Consider the following 15,851-nt stretch of genomic DNA (forward strand, 5'->3'; position numbering starts at 1 on the left):
CCCCCCGCCCGGCTTTGGGGCCCGGTCCGCGGGGGGGGGGGGGCTGGCGGGGGGGCCCCCCCCCCCGGGGGGGGGGCCCCCCGCAACGGTGTCTTGACGCCCACTTGACGCACTTCATGAGGGTGCGTCAGGAGCGTGTCACCGCCGGCCGTACGGCTTGCCGGTGGTTGCGCGTTGCGCCCGACGCTGCGGCTTCCGCCAGGGCCGCTGCGCCGACCAGGCCGGAATCAGGACCCAATGCGGCCGGTACGGCACGCAGATGATGCAGGAACGGCATCGCCGCGTAGCGCCGCAGGTGGTGGTTGAGCGGAGAGAAGAGCACATCGCCTGCCTGGGCGACGCCACCGCCGACCACGGCGATGTCGATCTCGACCAGTGCGGCCGTGGCGGCGATACCGGCTGCCAGGGCGCGGGCCGCACGGTCGAACGCGGCGACGGCGGCCGTGTCACCGGCTCGGGCCGCCGTCGCGACCGCCGACGCGTCCGCCGTCGCAGGCGGCCGCCAGCCGAGCGAAAGCGCGTGCCGGGTGATGGCCGTACCGCTGGCGATGCCTTCCAGGCAACCACTCGCACCGCACGGGCAGGGCTCGCCGTCGAAGTCGACACTGATGTGCCCGAGGTGACCGGCGTTGCCGGTGAGACCGTGGCGCACTTGGCCGTCGAGGATCAGACCGGCGCCCACGCCCGTGGACACGACCAGGCACAGTGCGTCCTCGTGGCCGCGTGCGGCACCGTGGCGGTGCTCGGCCGCGGCCATCGCCACCGCGTCGCCCGCCAGCACGACGGGCCTGTGCGCCAGTGCCGGATGCGCGCTGACGGATTCGACGAGCGGAAAGTCCCGCCAAGCGGGGATGTTGACGGGGCTGACGGATCCATGCGCCAGGTCGACCGGGCCGGCGCTGCCGATGCCCAGTGCACGGACGTCTTCCCACAGCGGGGCGGCAGCCAGGGCGTTCACCACCTGGTACACGGCGTCGAGGAGTGTGCCCGCGGATTCCTGCGCCGGGGTGGCGCGGCGCAGGTGGTGGACGAGAGTGCCGGCCGCGGTGACGAGCGCACCCGCGATCTTGGTTCCCCCTATGTCGAGGGCAGCTATCAGGACATCGTCCGGGGCTGGGACGACTAGTTGCTGACTACTCACAGTGATGACTCTCCGAAGGGTGGTGCGTACGGCCGGGTCAGGACACCGTCACATCGGAGCACGAGTATGACAACGATGTCCACGGCTGTGCGCATCTCCTGCGGACAAGGTCTCCAAGCCGAACCAGATTTAGTCATGGTTTAGTAAATGCGCAGTTCAGGGCCCTGAGAATCAACGAAATCAATCTAGACCGGTCTATGGACACTGCCGCGAAGTCACGTCTATGTTGAGCGCTCACCAGGCCGGGGCCTCGGTGCCCGATGTGGCGTTCCCCTCGGCCTGGCGTCGACATTTCGCGATGAGAGGTGGCGGGGATGCGGAGACGTTGGGTGCTTCTTGTGGCTGCAACGATGGTGGCAGCCACGGCCTGTAGCGGTTCGGAGGGCGACGAGCGTGGCGAAATCGCCGCTCCGCCGAGTGATCCGGCGAAGGTGTCGGGCGAGATCACGGTGCTGACCAACCGGACGGACCAGATATCCGACGGCACCCTGGAGAAGTACGCCGCGGAGTTCCGCAAGGTCTACCCGGGCGTGAAGGTCAAGTTCGAGGGCCTGAGCGACTACGAGGGTGAGACCAAGATCCGGATGAACACCGACAAGTACGGTGACGTCCTGCTGATCCCCAACTCCCTGTCCGTCGAGCAGTACCCCACCTTCTTCGCGCCGCTGGGCCAGGCCGGCGAACTGTCGGCGAAGTTCGACTACACCGACCACGCCACCGTGGACGGTCAGGTCTACGGCCTGGCCAACATCGGCGTGGCCAACGGATTCGTCTACAACAAGGCGGTCTGGGCGAAGGCCGGCATCACCGACTGGCCCGCCACGCCGGAGGAGTTCGTCGCGGACCTGGAGACGATCAAGGCGAAGGCCGGCGCCGTCCCGTACTACACGAACTACAAGGACGGCTGGCCGCTGACCAACTGGACGAACGCCGTCGGTTCTCCCGAGTGCGATCCCGGTGCCTACGACGCGCTGGCGACGACCGGGAAGCCCTGGACCGAGGGTTCGGACCTCTACACGATCGACAAGCTGCTCTACACGATCGTCGAGAAGAAGCTGAGCGAACCCGACCCCACCACGACCAACTGGGAAGACTCCAAGGCGCAGATCGGGACCGGCAAGGTCGCCTCGATGTGGCTCGGTTCCTGGGCGATCTCCCAGATGCGCGCCGCGGCGGAGGCGGCCGGCGAGAACCCCGACGACATCGGGTTCATGCCGTTCCCCGCGCAGAAGGACGGGAAGTTCTGCTCGGTCCTGCGTCCCGACTACCAGTACGCGGTCAACGTCCACTCCGACAAGAAGGCCGCCGCCCGTGCGTGGATCGACTGGTACATCACCAAGTCCGGCCAGGCCGCGGCCGAAGGATCCATCTCCTCCGTGAAGGGTGCCCCGCTGCCCGACACGCTGAAGGCGTTCTCCGACAACGATGTCACCACCATTCCGCAGCACCAGAAGAACCGCGCCCGGGTCAACGAGATCGACAAGGCGTCGGAGATCGGGATCACCGCGCAGGAGTACCGGCAGAAGCTGGTCGACGTCGCCCGCGGTGCGGCCGACGGGGACATGGACAGCTACTTCGACGAGTTGAACGGGAAGTGGTCCGAGGCTCGGCAGACCCTCGGCGGCTGACCGCACCACGGCACGGTGAGAACGCTCGGAGAACCCGTCCCGGGCGCACCGGGACTCCACGTGCCCCCGTCGCTCGCCGTGCCGTCGTCGCTCAGTACGCCCGACCGGGAACCCACCACGAGGAACCATGAGATGACCGCTGTCCAGAAGACCCGCGCCCCGGCGCACGCCGTCGGCCGGCGCAGTGCTCCGCCTCCCGGGTCCGGCGCCGGCCGGCCGCGCACCGGCAGGCGCCGCCGTACCGCCGCCCTGACCCCCTGGCTGTTCCTGGCCGCGCCCCTGACGCTGCTGGTGATGTTCACCTACCTCCCGGTGGCCGAGATGATCGGTTACAGCTTCACCGACTGGGACGGTGTCAGCCCCACGCGCTCCTACGTGGGCGCGGAGAACTACACCGACCTGGTCACGCGGCCCGCCCGGTTCGAGGTCTTCCTCGTGAGCGGCTTCTACCTGGCGGCCTCCGTCGTGCAGATCGCTCTCGCCCTGTACTTCGCGACGGTCCTCAGCTTCAACACCCGGTTCCGCAACCTGTTCAAGGGACTGCTGTTCTTCCCCTACCTCATCAACGGGGTGGCCGTCGGATTCGTGTTCCTGTACTTCTTCCAGCCCGACGGCACCCTCGACACACTGTTGCGCCTGATCGGCGTGGACGGCAAGCACCTGTGGCTGGGCGACCCGGACCTGGCCAACCCCTCACTCGCCGGGGTGTCGGTGTGGCGCTTCATGGGGTTGAACATGGTCCTGTTCCTCGGCGCCATCCAGTCGATCCCGCCGCACCTGTACGAGGCGGCGCAGTTGGACGGAGCGAACCGCTGGCAGCAGTTCCGGCACATCATCGCGCCCGGCATCAAGCCCATCATCAGCCTGAGCTTCATCCTCGCCGTGTCCGGCTCCCTGGCCGTCTTCGAGATCCCGTACATCATGACCGGCGGCGCCAACGGCACGGAGACGTTCGTCATCCAGACGGTCAAACTCGCCTTCCAGTTCGACAAGGTCGGTCTGGCCTCGGCCTCGGCCGTCGTCCTGCTGATCCTCATCCTGCTGATCACCTGGGTCCAGCGCCGGCTGATCCCCGAGGAGAGGGTGGAACTCTCGTGACCACCGGCACCACCGGCACCACCGGCACCACCGTCCCCGCCCGGCGTCCGGGCCGCGATCGCAGCGCCCTGTTCCGGACCGCCGTCGCCTTGAAGTACCTGTCCCTGCTGCTGGCGTCGGCCGTGGTCCTCGTGCCTCTCGGCGTCGTTGTGCTGACCTCGCTGAAGACGCGGTCGGAGATAGTGAACGACGGCCCGCTGTCGCTGCCCGGCGACTGGTCCAACTTCGCCAACTACGCCACCGCCTTCGAACAGGGCGCGATGTTGGCGGCGTTCGGCAATACGGCGCTGATCCTCGTGGTCTCCACCGCCGGGACCGTACTGATCGGCTCGATGACCGCCTACGCCATCGACCGTTTCCGGTTCCGTCCGAAGAAGCTGGTGATGGGCCTCTTCCTGCTGGCCACGCTGGTCCCCAGTGTGACGACACAAGTCGCCACCTTCCAGGTGATCGACGATCTGGGCGCCTTCAACACCCGTTGGGCACCCATCCTGCTCTACACCGGAACCGACATCGTCTCGATCTACATCTTCCTGCAGTTCATCCGGTCGATTCCCCTCTCCGTGGACGAGGCCGCGCGCATCGACGGCGCCAACTCCTGGACGATCTACCGGAAGATCATTCTCCCGATGCTGCGGCCGGCCATCGCCACCGTCGTCATCGTCAAGGGCATCGCCGTCTACAACGACTTCTACGTGCCCTTCCTGTACATGCCCGATCCCGAACTCGGCACCATCTCCACCGCCCTGTTCCGCTTCAAGGGCCCCTTCGGCGCCCAGTGGGAGACCATCTCCGCCGGCGCGATCCTGGTGATCGTGCCCACCTTGATCGTCTTCCTGGCGCTGCAGCGCTTCATCTACAGCGGCTTCGCGGCAGGTTCCAGCAAGTGACCCGCCCGCCCACCGCGCCCCGCACCACGTCTCACAAGGAGTCCCGAATGAAGGCCCGCACCCCGCTCTCCCAGGGTTGGACACTGCGCCTGGACACCGACCGCCGCGCCCCCGAGCAAGTGCCCCCGGGGCTGGCCGGGACCGCTGTGCCCGCGCAGGTGCCCGGCTGCGTCCACACCGACCTGATGGCGGCGGGCCTGCTGGCCGATCCGTACCTCGACCGCAACGAGGACGAGGTCGCGTGGGTGGGCCGCGCCGACTGGACGTACGCGACCGAACTGCCCCGGCGGGACACGGCCTTCGAACGCGCCGACCTGGTCTTCGACGGTCTGGACACGGTCGCAGCCGTCCATGTCGGCGGCCGGCTGCTGGGCCGCACCCGCAACATGCACCGCTCCTACCGGTTCGACGTCACCGAACTGCTGACGGACGGACCCGCACCGCTCGAAGTCGCCTTCACCTCCGCCTACAGCGAAGCCGAGGAGGTGCGGACAGCGCTGGGGAAGCGGCCCAACTCCTACCCCGAGCCGTTCAACTACATCCGCAAGATGGCCTGCTCCTTCGGCTGGGACTGGGGCCCCACGCTGGTGACGGCCGGCGTGTGGCGCGAGGCGCGGATCGAGCAGTGGTCCACGGCCCGGCTGGCCGCGGTCCGTCCGCACATCACCGTCGCCGAGGACGGCACCGGCGTCGCCGAGATCGTCGTCGACCTGGACCGCACGGCGACCGGACGTGACCGCGCCCTGCGGCTGGTGGCCGCGGTCGGGGACGCGTCCGCGGAGATCGCCGTCGCCCCGGGGGAGAACACCGCCACGGTGACGGTACGGGTCCCGGACGCGGCACTGTGGTGGCCGCGCGGCTACGGTGACCAGCCGCTGTACGGCTGCACCGTCGTTCTCAGCGATGCTGACGGCAGCCGGGCCCTGGACACGTGGGAGCGTCGCGTCGGCTTCCGCACGATCGAGGCCGACACGTCCGCGGACGAGCACGGAAGCGCCTTCACTCTGCTCGTCAACGGCACTCCCGTCTTCGCCCGGGGCGTGAACTGGATCCCCGACGACGCCTTCCCCACCCGCGTCACGCCCGACCGCTACCGCGCCAGGCTCACCCAGGCCGCCGAGGCGGGCGTGGACCTGGTGCGGGTGTGGGGCGGCGGGATCTACGAGGACCGGGCCTTCTACGACGTGTGCGACGAACTGGGCCTGATGGTCTGGCAGGACTTCCTGTTCGCCTGTGCCGCCTACCCGGAGGAGCAGCCGCTGCGCTCCGAGATCGAGGCCGAGGCCCGGGAGAACGTGGTCCGGCTGATGCCCCACCCGTCGCTGGTCCTGTGGAACGGCAACAACGAGAACCTGTGGGGCTTCGCCGACTGGGAGTGGGAGCAGGCCCTTGCGGGCGACTCCTGGGGTGAGGGCTACTACCTCGGCCTGCTGCCGCGCATCGTGGCGCAGACGGACCCGACCCGTCCGTACTGGGCGGGCAGCCCCTGGTCGGGATCGTGGGACCACACGCCCAACGACCCCGACCACGGCACCGCGCACTCGTGGGAGGTGTGGAACCGCCGTGACTACAGCGACTACCTCACCACCGTGCCGCGCTTCGTCGCCGAGTTCGGCTGGCAGGCGCCGCCGACGCTCGCCACGCTGGAACGAGCCCTGTCCGAAAGGCCGCTGACCGCCGATTCCCCCGGCATGGTGCACCACCAGAAGGCCGAGGACGGCAACGGCAAGCTGAACCGGGGACTCGCCCCGCACTTCACGGAGCCCGCCGACTTCGACACCTGGCACTACCTGACCCAGCTCAATCAGGCGCGCGCCGTCGCCGCGGGCGTCGAGCACTGGCGCTCCCACTGGCCGCGCTGCGCGGGCACGGTGCTGTGGCAGCTCAACGACTGCTGGCCGGTCACGTCCTGGGCGGCGATCGACGGCGACGGGCGGCTCAAGCCCCTCTACTTCGAGATGCGCCGGCTCTACGCCGACCTGCTGCTGACGATCCAGGACCGCGACGGCGACCTGGTGCTCGCAGGCTGCAACCAGAGTGCGGCGACCTGGGAGACCACCGTCACCGTCCGCCGGGTCGGGGCGGACGGCACGGTGCTGGCACAGGCCGAGGTCGTGCTGAAGGCCGCAGCACGGAGCGTGGCGCTGGAGCGGCTGCCGGAGTCGGTGATGCGGTTCGGTGACGTGCGGGAGGAATTCCTCGTCGCCGACACGGAGGGCCTGCGTGCGGTGCACTTCGCCTGCGCGGACCGTGAGTTCGCCTACCCCGCCGCCTCCTACGACGTCCGTGTCAGCGAGGACGGAGAGAGCGGCGCGCTGGTCACCGCCACGGCCCACGGGCTCGTGCGGGACCTGTTGCTCCAGGCCGACCGCCTGGACGCGCACGCCCGCACCGACCACGGGCGTGTGACGCTCCTGCCCGGCGAGAGCACGACGTGGCGGGTCACCGGCTGGCCGCAGCCCGATGCGGAGGCCGCCCGCGCGGCGCTGTACAGCGTCAACGGAGGCGGAGAAGTCCGTGAATGAGGCAAGGACACGCCGGTCGGGGCGCGTCACGATCGCTGACGTGGCGGCCCGGGCCGGTGTGTCCCGCGGAGCGGTGTCCCTGGCCTTCAACAACCGGCCAGGCGTGTCGGAGGCCACGCGTGAACGCATCATGGCGGCTGTGGCCGAGCTGGGCTGGGTGCCGAACCAGGCCGCGATCAAGCTGTCCGGTTCAGCGACCGGCGCCGGGGACACCGTCGGCCTGGTCATCGCCCGCCCCGCGCGGCAGCTCGGGCTCGAGCCCTTCTACATGGAGTTCGTTTCTGGGGCCGAGTCCGTCCTGGAGGAGCACGGCTGCTCACTGTTGCTCCACCTCGTACGGGACACCGACCAGGAGATCGCCGTCCACCGCCAGTGGTGGCAGTCCCGCCGGATCGCCGGCTCCATCCTGGTCGACATCCAGCAGAACGACCCCCGGATCACAGAACTGGCGGCGATCGGGCTGCCCGCCGTGGCGGTCGGCCATCCGTCCCTGACCGGCGATTTCACCTCGGTGTGGACCGACGACGAAGCCGCGGTGCACGAGGCGGTGCGCTACCTCGCCGCCCTCGGACACAGACGGATCGCACGAGTGGGCGGCCATGCGGCGCTCGGCCACACCGTGATCCGTACCGCCGCGCTGAACGCGATCGTGGCGGAACTGGGCCTGGAGCCGGCCCGCAGCGTCACCACCGACTACTCCGGTGAGCAGGGCGCACGCGCCACCCGCTCGCTGCTCGCCTCCCGGGAGCGGCCCACGGCGATCATCTACGACAACGACATCATGGCCGTCGCCGGTCTGTCCGTGGCCGCCGAGATGGGCCTGAGCGTGCCGAAGGACGTCAGCCTGGTCGCCTGGGACGACTCCCAGCTGTGCCGGCTCACGCACCCGAACCTGTCCGCCATGAGCCACGACGTCTTCGGCTTCGGCGCCGACGTCACCCGTCGGCTGTTCGACGTCGTGCACCGCCGCAATCCCTCGTCGGGCCCCGCCGCGACACCCGTCCTGCTGCCCCGCGGCAGCAGCGCACCCCCGCACGACACCACCGACTGACGGAAGGCCACCGGAGCGGGGGGGCCCGGGGCGCACCCCGCCCGGGCCCCCCGCTCCGCTTCTCTCCCACTGCTCCCCCTTGGGTCGAAAGGCAGGTTCGCCGTGCCCCGAAGCCGCCGAAGAACCCTCGCTTCCCTCCTCGCGGTGAGCACCCTCGTCGTCGCAGCCACCGCCTCGTTCCCCGCCACCGCCGGGCCGGGCGGCCGGACCACCGACGCGTTCGTCCAGCGCGACGGGAGCACGCTGACACTCCAGGGCAAGCCGTTCCGCTTCGCCGGCACTCACCTGTACTGGCTCGGCCTGGACGAGAACGTGGGCGGCGTCGACCACCCGGAGAGACCCATGACCGCGATCGCCGAGCTGGCCCCCGTCGTACGCGCCTGCTCCTGGGGGTCACGCACCGCGGTCCCCGCCCTGCTCGGACAACAGCCCAACGGGGAACCCCAGGCCGAGTTGTGGTTCGGCGCGCACCACGCCACCCCGTCACCGCTCACAAGCCGGCCCGGGACCCCGGATCCGGCGGCCGCGATCACCGCCGACCCCGTCGGCGAACTGGGGGAGGCGAGCCACGCGGCCCACGGGCCGCGCCTGCCCTTCCTGCCCAAACTGCCGGCAGCCGCCCGGGCGCTCTCGGTCCAGGTACATCCCACGCGCGAGCAGGCACGGGCCGGCCACGACCGCGAGGACGCGGCCGGAATACCGGTCGACGCCCCTCACCACACCTTCAAGGACCGCAACCACAAGCCGGAACTGCTGTGCGCGCTGGGACCTTTCGAGGCACTCTGCGGCTTCCGCGAGCCTGCCCGTACAGCCGATCTGCTCGACGCCCTTTCCGCGCCCGGACTCGAACGGCGGGCGGCTTCACTGCGCTCCCACCCGCAGCGGGACTCCCTCGGGTACACGCTCCAGGCGGCCCTGACCGCGCCACGACGCCTGGTGCGCGCCGTCGCCGACGCCCTGCCCGCGCTCGCCGCGTCGCCCGGCCCATGGAGCTCGGCCGCCGCCGCGTACGCCACCGTGGCCGATGACTTCCCCGACGACCCCGGCCTGCTCGCGGCACTGCTGCTCAACCATGTCACTCCCGACGCAGGGGAAGCCCTGTACCCGGCGGCGGGAGTGCCGCACGCCTATCTGCGGGGGACAGGCGTGGAGACCATGGCCAGCTCCGACAACGTGCTCCGCTGCGACCTGACCGACAAGCACGTCGGCACCGGACTCCTGAGTGAGATCGTCGGCCTGACCGCGACGCGACCATCGGTCACACGTGCCTCACCGACGGGGGTGAGGGGTGAGGCACACTATGCCTCTTCGGCGACGGAGTTCGCTCTGTCCCGCGTCGAAGTGGGCGCCGAGGCCGTGTGCCTGACCGACGCCGGACCGCAGGTGCTGCTCTGCCCCACCGGCGAAGCGCTGCTGGAAGCGGGCCCGGCCCTTGCCGCGGGTGCTGCCGCGTTCGTCCCGGCCGGCCGGCCCTGTGCGGTGTCCGGTGCGGCATCGGTGCTCTACCGGGCCCGGGCGCCCCTGGGCGGTGTCTCGTGAGGCTCGCGACCCGGGTCTGGGGCGACGGCCCTCGCACGGCTGTACTGGTGCACGGCATCATGTCGGACTCGCGCGGCTGGAGTCGCGTCGCCCCGGCGATCGCCGAGCACGGTTACCGGGTCGTCGCCGTGGATCTGCCAGGCCACGGAGCCAGCGGCCCCGCTCCGGTCTGCACACCCGCCGCACTCGCCGCCGACCTGCTCGACACCCTGCCCGTGGCGCCCGACCTCGCCATCGGTCACTCACTGGGCTCGGCCGCGCTGCTGCTCGCCGTACCGCGACTGCGCTGCACCCGCGCCGTCCACTGCGACCCCGCCTGGGTGCCCCGGAGCCGGGACCTGGACGGCCTGCGCGCCGGCAGACACGCCACCTGGCGGGAGCTGCGCGCCGCCCATCCCCGCTGGCACGACGATGACATCACCGCAGAACGGCAGGCGCTCGCCACCTGGGACCCCGCGTCCGTCACCGTGCTCCGGCACCTGCCCGGCCTGCCGGACATCCCCGCTGTCCCCTCGCTCGTCCTGCTCGCCGGTCCCAGCGAGCGGATCTCGCCGGCACAAGCCAGGGCACTGAGCCGTCGCGGCTGGCACGTACGCACGGTGGACGGTGCCGGGCACACCGTCCACCGTGACGATCCGGCCGGGTTCCTGCGGGCGCTGCGCGGCTGGCTCTGACCGGCACCGTCGGCAGACTCAGCCGCGCGGCGCCCGCGCCGGGCGTCAGGGCAGCACGACCTCACCCTGGTTCAGCACACGGGGGTGGAAGTACGCCGCCTGGATCTCGGCGTTCGTGTTGTTCCCTCGCAGCTGTTCCGACCACATCATGAACCACGCCCACCTGGGCTGGCTGTCGAGCAGTGCGGCGTCCGGCACTTTGCCCATCTCCGCAAGGGCCATGGGCTTTGTCCCCGCAATGTTTTGCATCTGCTGGTAGTCGGCGGAACTGGGGTGGTTCTTGTACCAGACGTCCAGCGAGACGACATCCACGTACTGGTTGCCCGGGTAGTAGTTGCTCCAGCCGCCCGCCGGATTGTCCTGCACGTTCCACACCCAGATCAGATTGTCCAGCCCTTTCGTCCTGGCGAGGTAGTCACGGGTGATCTGATAGAGGCGCGCGCTGCCGTTCGCTCCGGGACGGTTTCCCCACCAGTTCCACGATTCGTTCATTTCGTGCAGCGGCCGGAAGAGGACCGGAACACCCGCGTTCTTCAGTTGCTGGAGGTGGGGGACGACTTCGTCGAGGCGCCGCTTCCAGGCGTTGTTCAGGGCGCTTCCCTCGGTGATGATCTGCGAGAACTGAGCGCTGGATATGTTCGACTTCACGCCGCCTTCGAACGCGCAGGAGCTGCCCCCGGTCGGGGGGCAGACGTGCCAGGTGAGGGTGACCAGCGAGCCGTTCGCCCACTCGGTCTTCGCCTGGTCGACCACCCGCTGGCGGTCGGCCACATCGGTGGCGTTGAACATCAGGTCACCGCCCCAGAGGCCGGGGTACTGCCCGGTCACGTCCTTGACCTGCTGCGTGTACTGCCCGGGCGCGGAAGCCGGCTCCTTGTTGTGCTGACCGGAGACGATATGGTTCCCGGAAATGGAGCGAAGGTAGTTCAGCACCGTCTGTTTGGAGGTGGAGGGGAACGCCTGCGCGGATTCCGTCGCAGGCCAGACGAGGATTGCTGCGGCGACAGCCGCAACAGTTGAGACGAAGGCGACGCAGTGCCTCATTCTTCTCATGGACATTCCAGCTTTCATGGTCGACCGGAATTCGCTTCGCCATCAAGGTGGCCGCTGCGGAGGCAGTCGTCAATGGGGTGGATCGTCTTCTGCAACCATCCTGCGGGATGTTTTACTTAACGTTTCCTGAACGTCGTCGAGAAGGTGTCTCCTTATGCCCCTTGCGCGTTTCATGTCACGGCTCGCCGGTCGGTCGTTCTCGAACGTCCGGGCCGTGACGGGCCGCCGCCGACGCTCTCCGCGCGGCCAGATCCCTTGTATGTCGGGCGCTATTGCGCGCGCTCCGGCGGCTCACCCTCTGTTCGATGCCTGGGGCGTACCGGAGGAACGCTCCCAGGGGACGGCCTGCCTCCGGAGGACCGTGAGGTGCAGACTGCCCGTCGACGAGAATCCGCGCTGCGTCGGCGGGCACAAGGACGGCTTGCTCGGCGTCACCGACAAAAGGTCTCGCCTCCAAGCGGCCCTCGTCCCACGGTGGTGCCCATGCCGAACCGAGTAGCCGTCCTGTCCGACATTCACGGAGTCCTGCCCGCCCTTGAGGCCGTGCTCGCCGAACCAGAGGTGAGCGCTGCCGATCGCATCGTGCTCACCGGCGACATCACCGCCGGCCCTCAGCCCACCCAGGTCCTCGACCTGTTGACCGGTCTCGGCGACCGCATCGTCTGGATCAGCGGCAACGCCGACCGCGAACTCCTCGAACACCGCCGCGGTCAACGCGACTCGATCCCCGATCCAATCGCCCCATGGGCTGCCGAACAACTACGCGAAGAACACCTCGACCTTCTCGGTCAGTTGCCGCGATCACTCTCTCTGCCAGTGCGTGGCCCGGGGAAGGTGCTGTTCTGCCACGCCACCCCTCGAGACGATGAGGAGGTCGTCCTGGTCGACTCACGCCTCGACCGCTGGCGAGAGGTCTTCAGCGGGCTCGACAGTGACACCCGCACAGTGGTCTGCGGGCACACGCACATGCCGTTCGTCCGCCTCGCCCACGGCCGACTCGTGATCAACCCCGGCAGTGTCGGCATGCCCTACGGGCGGGCCGGGGCCCACTGGGCGCTCCTGGGCCCCGGCGTCGAACTACGCTCCACGCACTTCGACATCCAGGCCGCCATCGCCCAGGTCACTCAAGACTCCTCCTACCCTGAAATCGCTGAATGGGCCGACTACTTCCTTCACGCGCGAGCTACCGATGCAGACGCCCTCGAGGCCTTCGACCCACGGGACGGACGCAGTCACACACCATGACGCCTCCCGAAGGGTGTGATCTGCATCATGATCGACAGGGCGGAATGCGACACGGTCGACGGTTTTCGAGGTCGCCTACACGGATTTCCACGCTTGGCTGCACTCCGTTCCGAGCGCGAGGAGACGCGTGCCGGGGAACGAGCTATGCAGCGTTGTTGCCATCGCGCAGGGAACGAATCATCCTCTGCAGGATCCGGAACGCGCCTGACTGCTCGGTCCGCGATCCGGTCGGCGACGGCGACGTTGGTGAGCCGGTGCGTGATCAGCAGGATGGCGCGGTCCTCGGGCAGTTGACGCAGTCCGGGGACAGGCCCCCGCTCACGCGCCGCGAGATCGACCGCCTCAAGGCTGGAGACGGACCCGTCCACTCCAGCGATCACCGGATCACTCATCACGCGCCCCATCCCGGAAGACCACCGGCGAGCGGCCGCTGTCGGCTTCCAGGACCGGCCCCGGCCGCCCGCATCGGCCAGGGGCCGTCGGGCCCGCCGGGGACCCGCTCGGCCCTGCCCCCTGCCGCCCGGCGTCACCACAATGGCATCAGCCCGGATCCGTCCTGGCGTACAGCGGGACGCCGACGCTTCAGCGACCGCCGACACCTGCCGAATACCTGGACACGACGGGCCGATGAGTGCAGGGCGTGCTCAGGATCGGGATCCGATCGGCGATGGACGGGGCGATGTGCGTGGACATCAATGAGGTGCTGCTGCCCGGTGTCGGGCTGCGGTACGAGTTCGTCAACCAAGAGGGCGACCGAATCGGCGTGGTGGCCCGCCGCTCGGGCTACTTCGAACTGGTGGTCTACGAGGGCGCCGACCCCGACGAAGCGCGGGCGGTGCTTCGGCTGACCGAGGAGGAGGCCGGCACCCTCGCCGAGATCCTGGGCGCCCCGCGCATCGCGGAGCGGTTCGCCGACCTCACCAAGGAGGTGCCCGGGCTCAGCGCCGGACAGATCGAGGTGCGCGCGGGGACACCGTTCGCCGGCCGCCTGCTGGGAGAGACGAGGGCGCGTACGCGGACCGGCGCGTCGATCGTGGCGATCGTCCGCGGCGAGGAGGTCATCCCCTCGCCGGGACCGGCGCACGTCCTGCGCGCCGGGGACATCCTGGTGGTGATCGGCACCCACGACGGAATCGCCGCAGTGGAACAGATCGTCCAGGACTGAGCAGATGAAGATCTCCATCGCCCTGCTGTTGGAACTGGGGATCATGCTGACCGCGCTGAGCCTGCTCGGGGCACTGGCGCGACGCTACGCGCTTTCCCCCGTCCCGCTGTACCTCCTTGTAGGACTCGCACTGGGCGAAGGCGGCATCGCCCCCATCCCGGCAGCCGGTGAGTTCGTACAGACCGGGGCGGGCATCGGAGTGGTTCTGCTGCTCCTGGTCCTCGGGCTTGAGTTCACCGTGCCCGAGTTCACCGTGAGCCTGCGCCGCCACCTTCCCTCGGCCCTGGTCGACCTGGTGCTGAACGCGGCTCCCGGCGCGGTGGCGGGATGGCTGCTCGGACTGGACGCCGCCGGCATCCTCGCGCTCGCCGGCGTCACCTACATCTCCTCCTCCGGCATCATCGCCCGCCTCCTCACCGACCTGCGCCGCATGGGAAACCGTGAGACCCCGGCCGTGCTGTCCGTACTGGTGCTGGAAGACTTCGCGATGGCCGCCTACCTGCCGCTGCTTGCCGTCCTCGCCGCCGGCGGCACCTGGCGGCAAGCCCTGCTGGGAGTCGTGTTCGCCCTCGCAGCGGTACTCGCCGCGTTCGCCGTCTCCTACTGGTGGGGACATCACCTGGGGCGGCTCCTGGCGCACCCCGACGCCGAGCAGCTGCTGCTGCGGGTCCTCGGCGTCACGCTCGTCGTCGCGGCCCTCGCCGAAGCCGTCCACGTCTCCGCCGCCGTCGGGGCCTTCCTCGTCGGACTCTCACTCACCGGCCGGACCGCGGAGCGGGCGCGCGAGGTCCTCAGTCCGCTACGCGATCTGTTCGCCGCCGTGTTCTTCCTCGCCATCGGCCTGTCCGTACGCCCGGGCGCCCTGCTGCCGGTACTGCCCGCCGCCCTGCTCCTGGCCCTGGTCACCGCCCTGACCAAAGTGGCCTCCGGCTGGTACGCCGCGCGACGGGACGGAACCGGACGCCGGGGACGGCTGCGGGCCGGGACCGCCCTCATCGCCCGCGGCGAGTTCTCCATCGTCATCGTCGGCCTCCTGGGGACGCGTCAGGACCGGCTCAGCGCCCTGGTGGCCGCCTACGTGCTGTTGCTCGCCGTGGCCGGGCCCGTGATCACCCGATTCGCCGGCACGCGTCCGGCGGGCACGCCCCGCTCCCGCCACCATGCGAGGGCGCCGTGAACGGCCGGCAAAGACCCGACGGGGCACTGTGGCCAGCGGGTCAGGCGCCTGCAAGCGGCGTCCGGTCCGTCCGCTTCCTCACCGCTTCCTCACCGCCGACTTCGCCGGCGGTGACACACCGTCGCCGGTTGTGAACGCGCAGCGGCCCCTCGTAGGACTGCGACCGGGCAGTGCGCATGATGCAGGACCGCCTGGCTGACCGACCCCAGCATCAGCCCGGCGAACCCGCCGCGGCCCCGGGCACCGACCACCAGCAGCTGCGCCGAGCGACCGGCCTCGATCAGCGCCTCTCGTGTCTGGCTGCGCAGCACCCGAGACTCCACGCTCACCCCTGGGTACCGCTCCCGACGCCCGGCCAGGACCTCGGACACCAGCCGTGCCTCCGCCTCGGCAAGTTCACTCGGCGGGTCCGTATAGGTGTCTGCGCCCTCGTGAATTTCGGAAGAGGGCGCGTTCCACAAAGTCCAAGCGTGAATCGCCCTCAGCCGCGCTCCACGCAGCGCGGCCTCCGCGAAGGCGACCCTGATCGCCTGCTCGCCGACGGCGGAGCCGTCCACGCCCACCGCCGGCCCGTCCTCGTCGTCGCCTTCACACACGACCAGTACCGGCCACCACACGGCCAACCGGTTGGCAGGCCCTCGGCTACGCCCGGCCCGGCCCGGGGC

Annotated in this window: 12 protein-coding genes and 1 pseudogene; 10 read left to right on the forward strand and 3 right to left on the reverse strand. The window is 69.8% G+C overall.

The genetic code is table 11. The features are described from left to right. Nucleotides 1–127: 127 nt before the first annotated feature. Nucleotides 128–1,141, reverse strand: coding sequence for an ROK family protein (locus ORI94_RS32015; RefSeq protein ID WP_266082116.1), 1,014 nt, complete (start codon nt 1,139–1,141; stop codon nt 128–130). 350 nt (nt 1,142–1,491) lie between these two features. Between ORI94_RS32015 and ORI94_RS32020 the strand changes: the two genes are divergently transcribed. The 7 genes from ORI94_RS32020 (at nt 1,492) to ORI94_RS32050 (ending at nt 10,546) form a co-directional block, all read left to right on the forward strand. Then, the gene (locus ORI94_RS32020) at nt 1,492–2,769 is read left to right on the forward strand and encodes an ABC transporter substrate-binding protein (RefSeq protein ID WP_266082118.1); all 1,278 of its coding nucleotides are present in this window, start codon (nt 1,492–1,494) and stop codon (nt 2,767–2,769) included. A gap of 132 nt (nt 2,770–2,901) precedes the next feature. Next, nucleotides 2,902–3,867, forward strand: coding sequence for a carbohydrate ABC transporter permease (locus ORI94_RS32025; RefSeq protein WP_266082120.1), 966 nt, complete (start codon nt 2,902–2,904; stop codon nt 3,865–3,867). 68 nt (nt 3,868–3,935) lie between these two features. Next, nucleotides 3,936–4,757 (forward strand): carbohydrate ABC transporter permease, encoded by an 822-nt coding sequence (locus ORI94_RS32030; RefSeq protein ID WP_266082174.1) that lies wholly within the window; start codon nt 3,936–3,938, stop codon nt 4,755–4,757. 47 nt (nt 4,758–4,804) lie between these two features. Next, nucleotides 4,805–7,282 carry a glycoside hydrolase family 2 protein gene (locus ORI94_RS32035; protein WP_266082122.1) on the forward strand — a complete coding sequence of 826 codons (2,478 nt, stop codon included), beginning with the start codon at nt 4,805–4,807 and terminating at the stop codon, nt 7,280–7,282. A gap of 40 nt (nt 7,283–7,322) precedes the next feature. Beyond that, nucleotides 7,323–8,333 (forward strand): LacI family DNA-binding transcriptional regulator, encoded by a 1,011-nt coding sequence (locus tag ORI94_RS32040; protein WP_266082123.1) that lies wholly within the window; start codon nt 7,323–7,325, stop codon nt 8,331–8,333. 144 nt (nt 8,334–8,477) lie between these two features. Beyond that, complete coding sequence (manA, locus tag ORI94_RS32045; protein WP_266082125.1) at nt 8,478–9,872, forward strand: mannose-6-phosphate isomerase, class I; 1,395 nt, start codon at nt 8,478–8,480, stop codon at nt 9,870–9,872. Beyond that, a complete protein-coding gene (locus ORI94_RS32050) occupies nt 9,869–10,546 on the forward strand; it encodes an alpha/beta fold hydrolase (protein WP_266082126.1) in 678 nt (225 codons plus the stop codon). Before manA ends, ORI94_RS32050 begins: the two co-directional genes overlap by 4 nt. A 45-nt stretch (nt 10,547–10,591) precedes the next feature. Here ORI94_RS32050 and ORI94_RS32055 read toward each other — a convergent pair whose 3' ends face one another. After that, nucleotides 10,592–11,599 (reverse strand): glycosyl hydrolase, encoded by a 1,008-nt coding sequence (locus tag ORI94_RS32055; RefSeq protein WP_266082128.1) that lies wholly within the window; start codon nt 11,597–11,599, stop codon nt 10,592–10,594. A 483-nt stretch (nt 11,600–12,082) separates the two neighbouring features. Between ORI94_RS32055 and ORI94_RS32060 the strand changes: the two genes are divergently transcribed. From ORI94_RS32060 to ORI94_RS32070, 3 genes are all read left to right on the forward strand, one after another. Beyond that, nucleotides 12,083–12,844 (forward strand): metallophosphoesterase family protein, encoded by a 762-nt coding sequence (locus ORI94_RS32060; RefSeq protein WP_266082130.1) that lies wholly within the window; start codon nt 12,083–12,085, stop codon nt 12,842–12,844. Nucleotides 12,845–13,484: 640 nt separating this feature from the next. Continuing rightward, on the forward strand, nt 13,485–14,009 hold the full coding sequence (locus ORI94_RS32065; RefSeq protein ID WP_266082132.1) for a cation:proton antiporter regulatory subunit: 525 nt from the start codon (nt 13,485–13,487) through the stop codon (nt 14,007–14,009). Nucleotides 14,010–14,013: 4 nt separating this feature from the next. Next, a complete protein-coding gene (locus ORI94_RS32070) occupies nt 14,014–15,186 on the forward strand; it encodes a cation:proton antiporter (protein WP_266082134.1) in 1,173 nt (390 codons plus the stop codon). A gap of 89 nt (nt 15,187–15,275) precedes the next feature. Here the strand turns inward: ORI94_RS32070 and ORI94_RS32075 are convergent. Beyond that, a pseudogene (locus ORI94_RS32075) lies at nt 15,276–15,794 on the reverse strand (universal stress protein); the annotation flags it as partial. Nucleotides 15,795–15,851: the final 57 nt, after the last annotated feature.

The sequence above is a fragment of the Streptomyces sp. NEAU-W12 genome (genome assembly GCF_026242095.1).
In the GTDB taxonomy this organism is placed as follows: Bacteria; Actinomycetota; Actinomycetes; order Streptomycetales; family Streptomycetaceae; genus Streptomyces.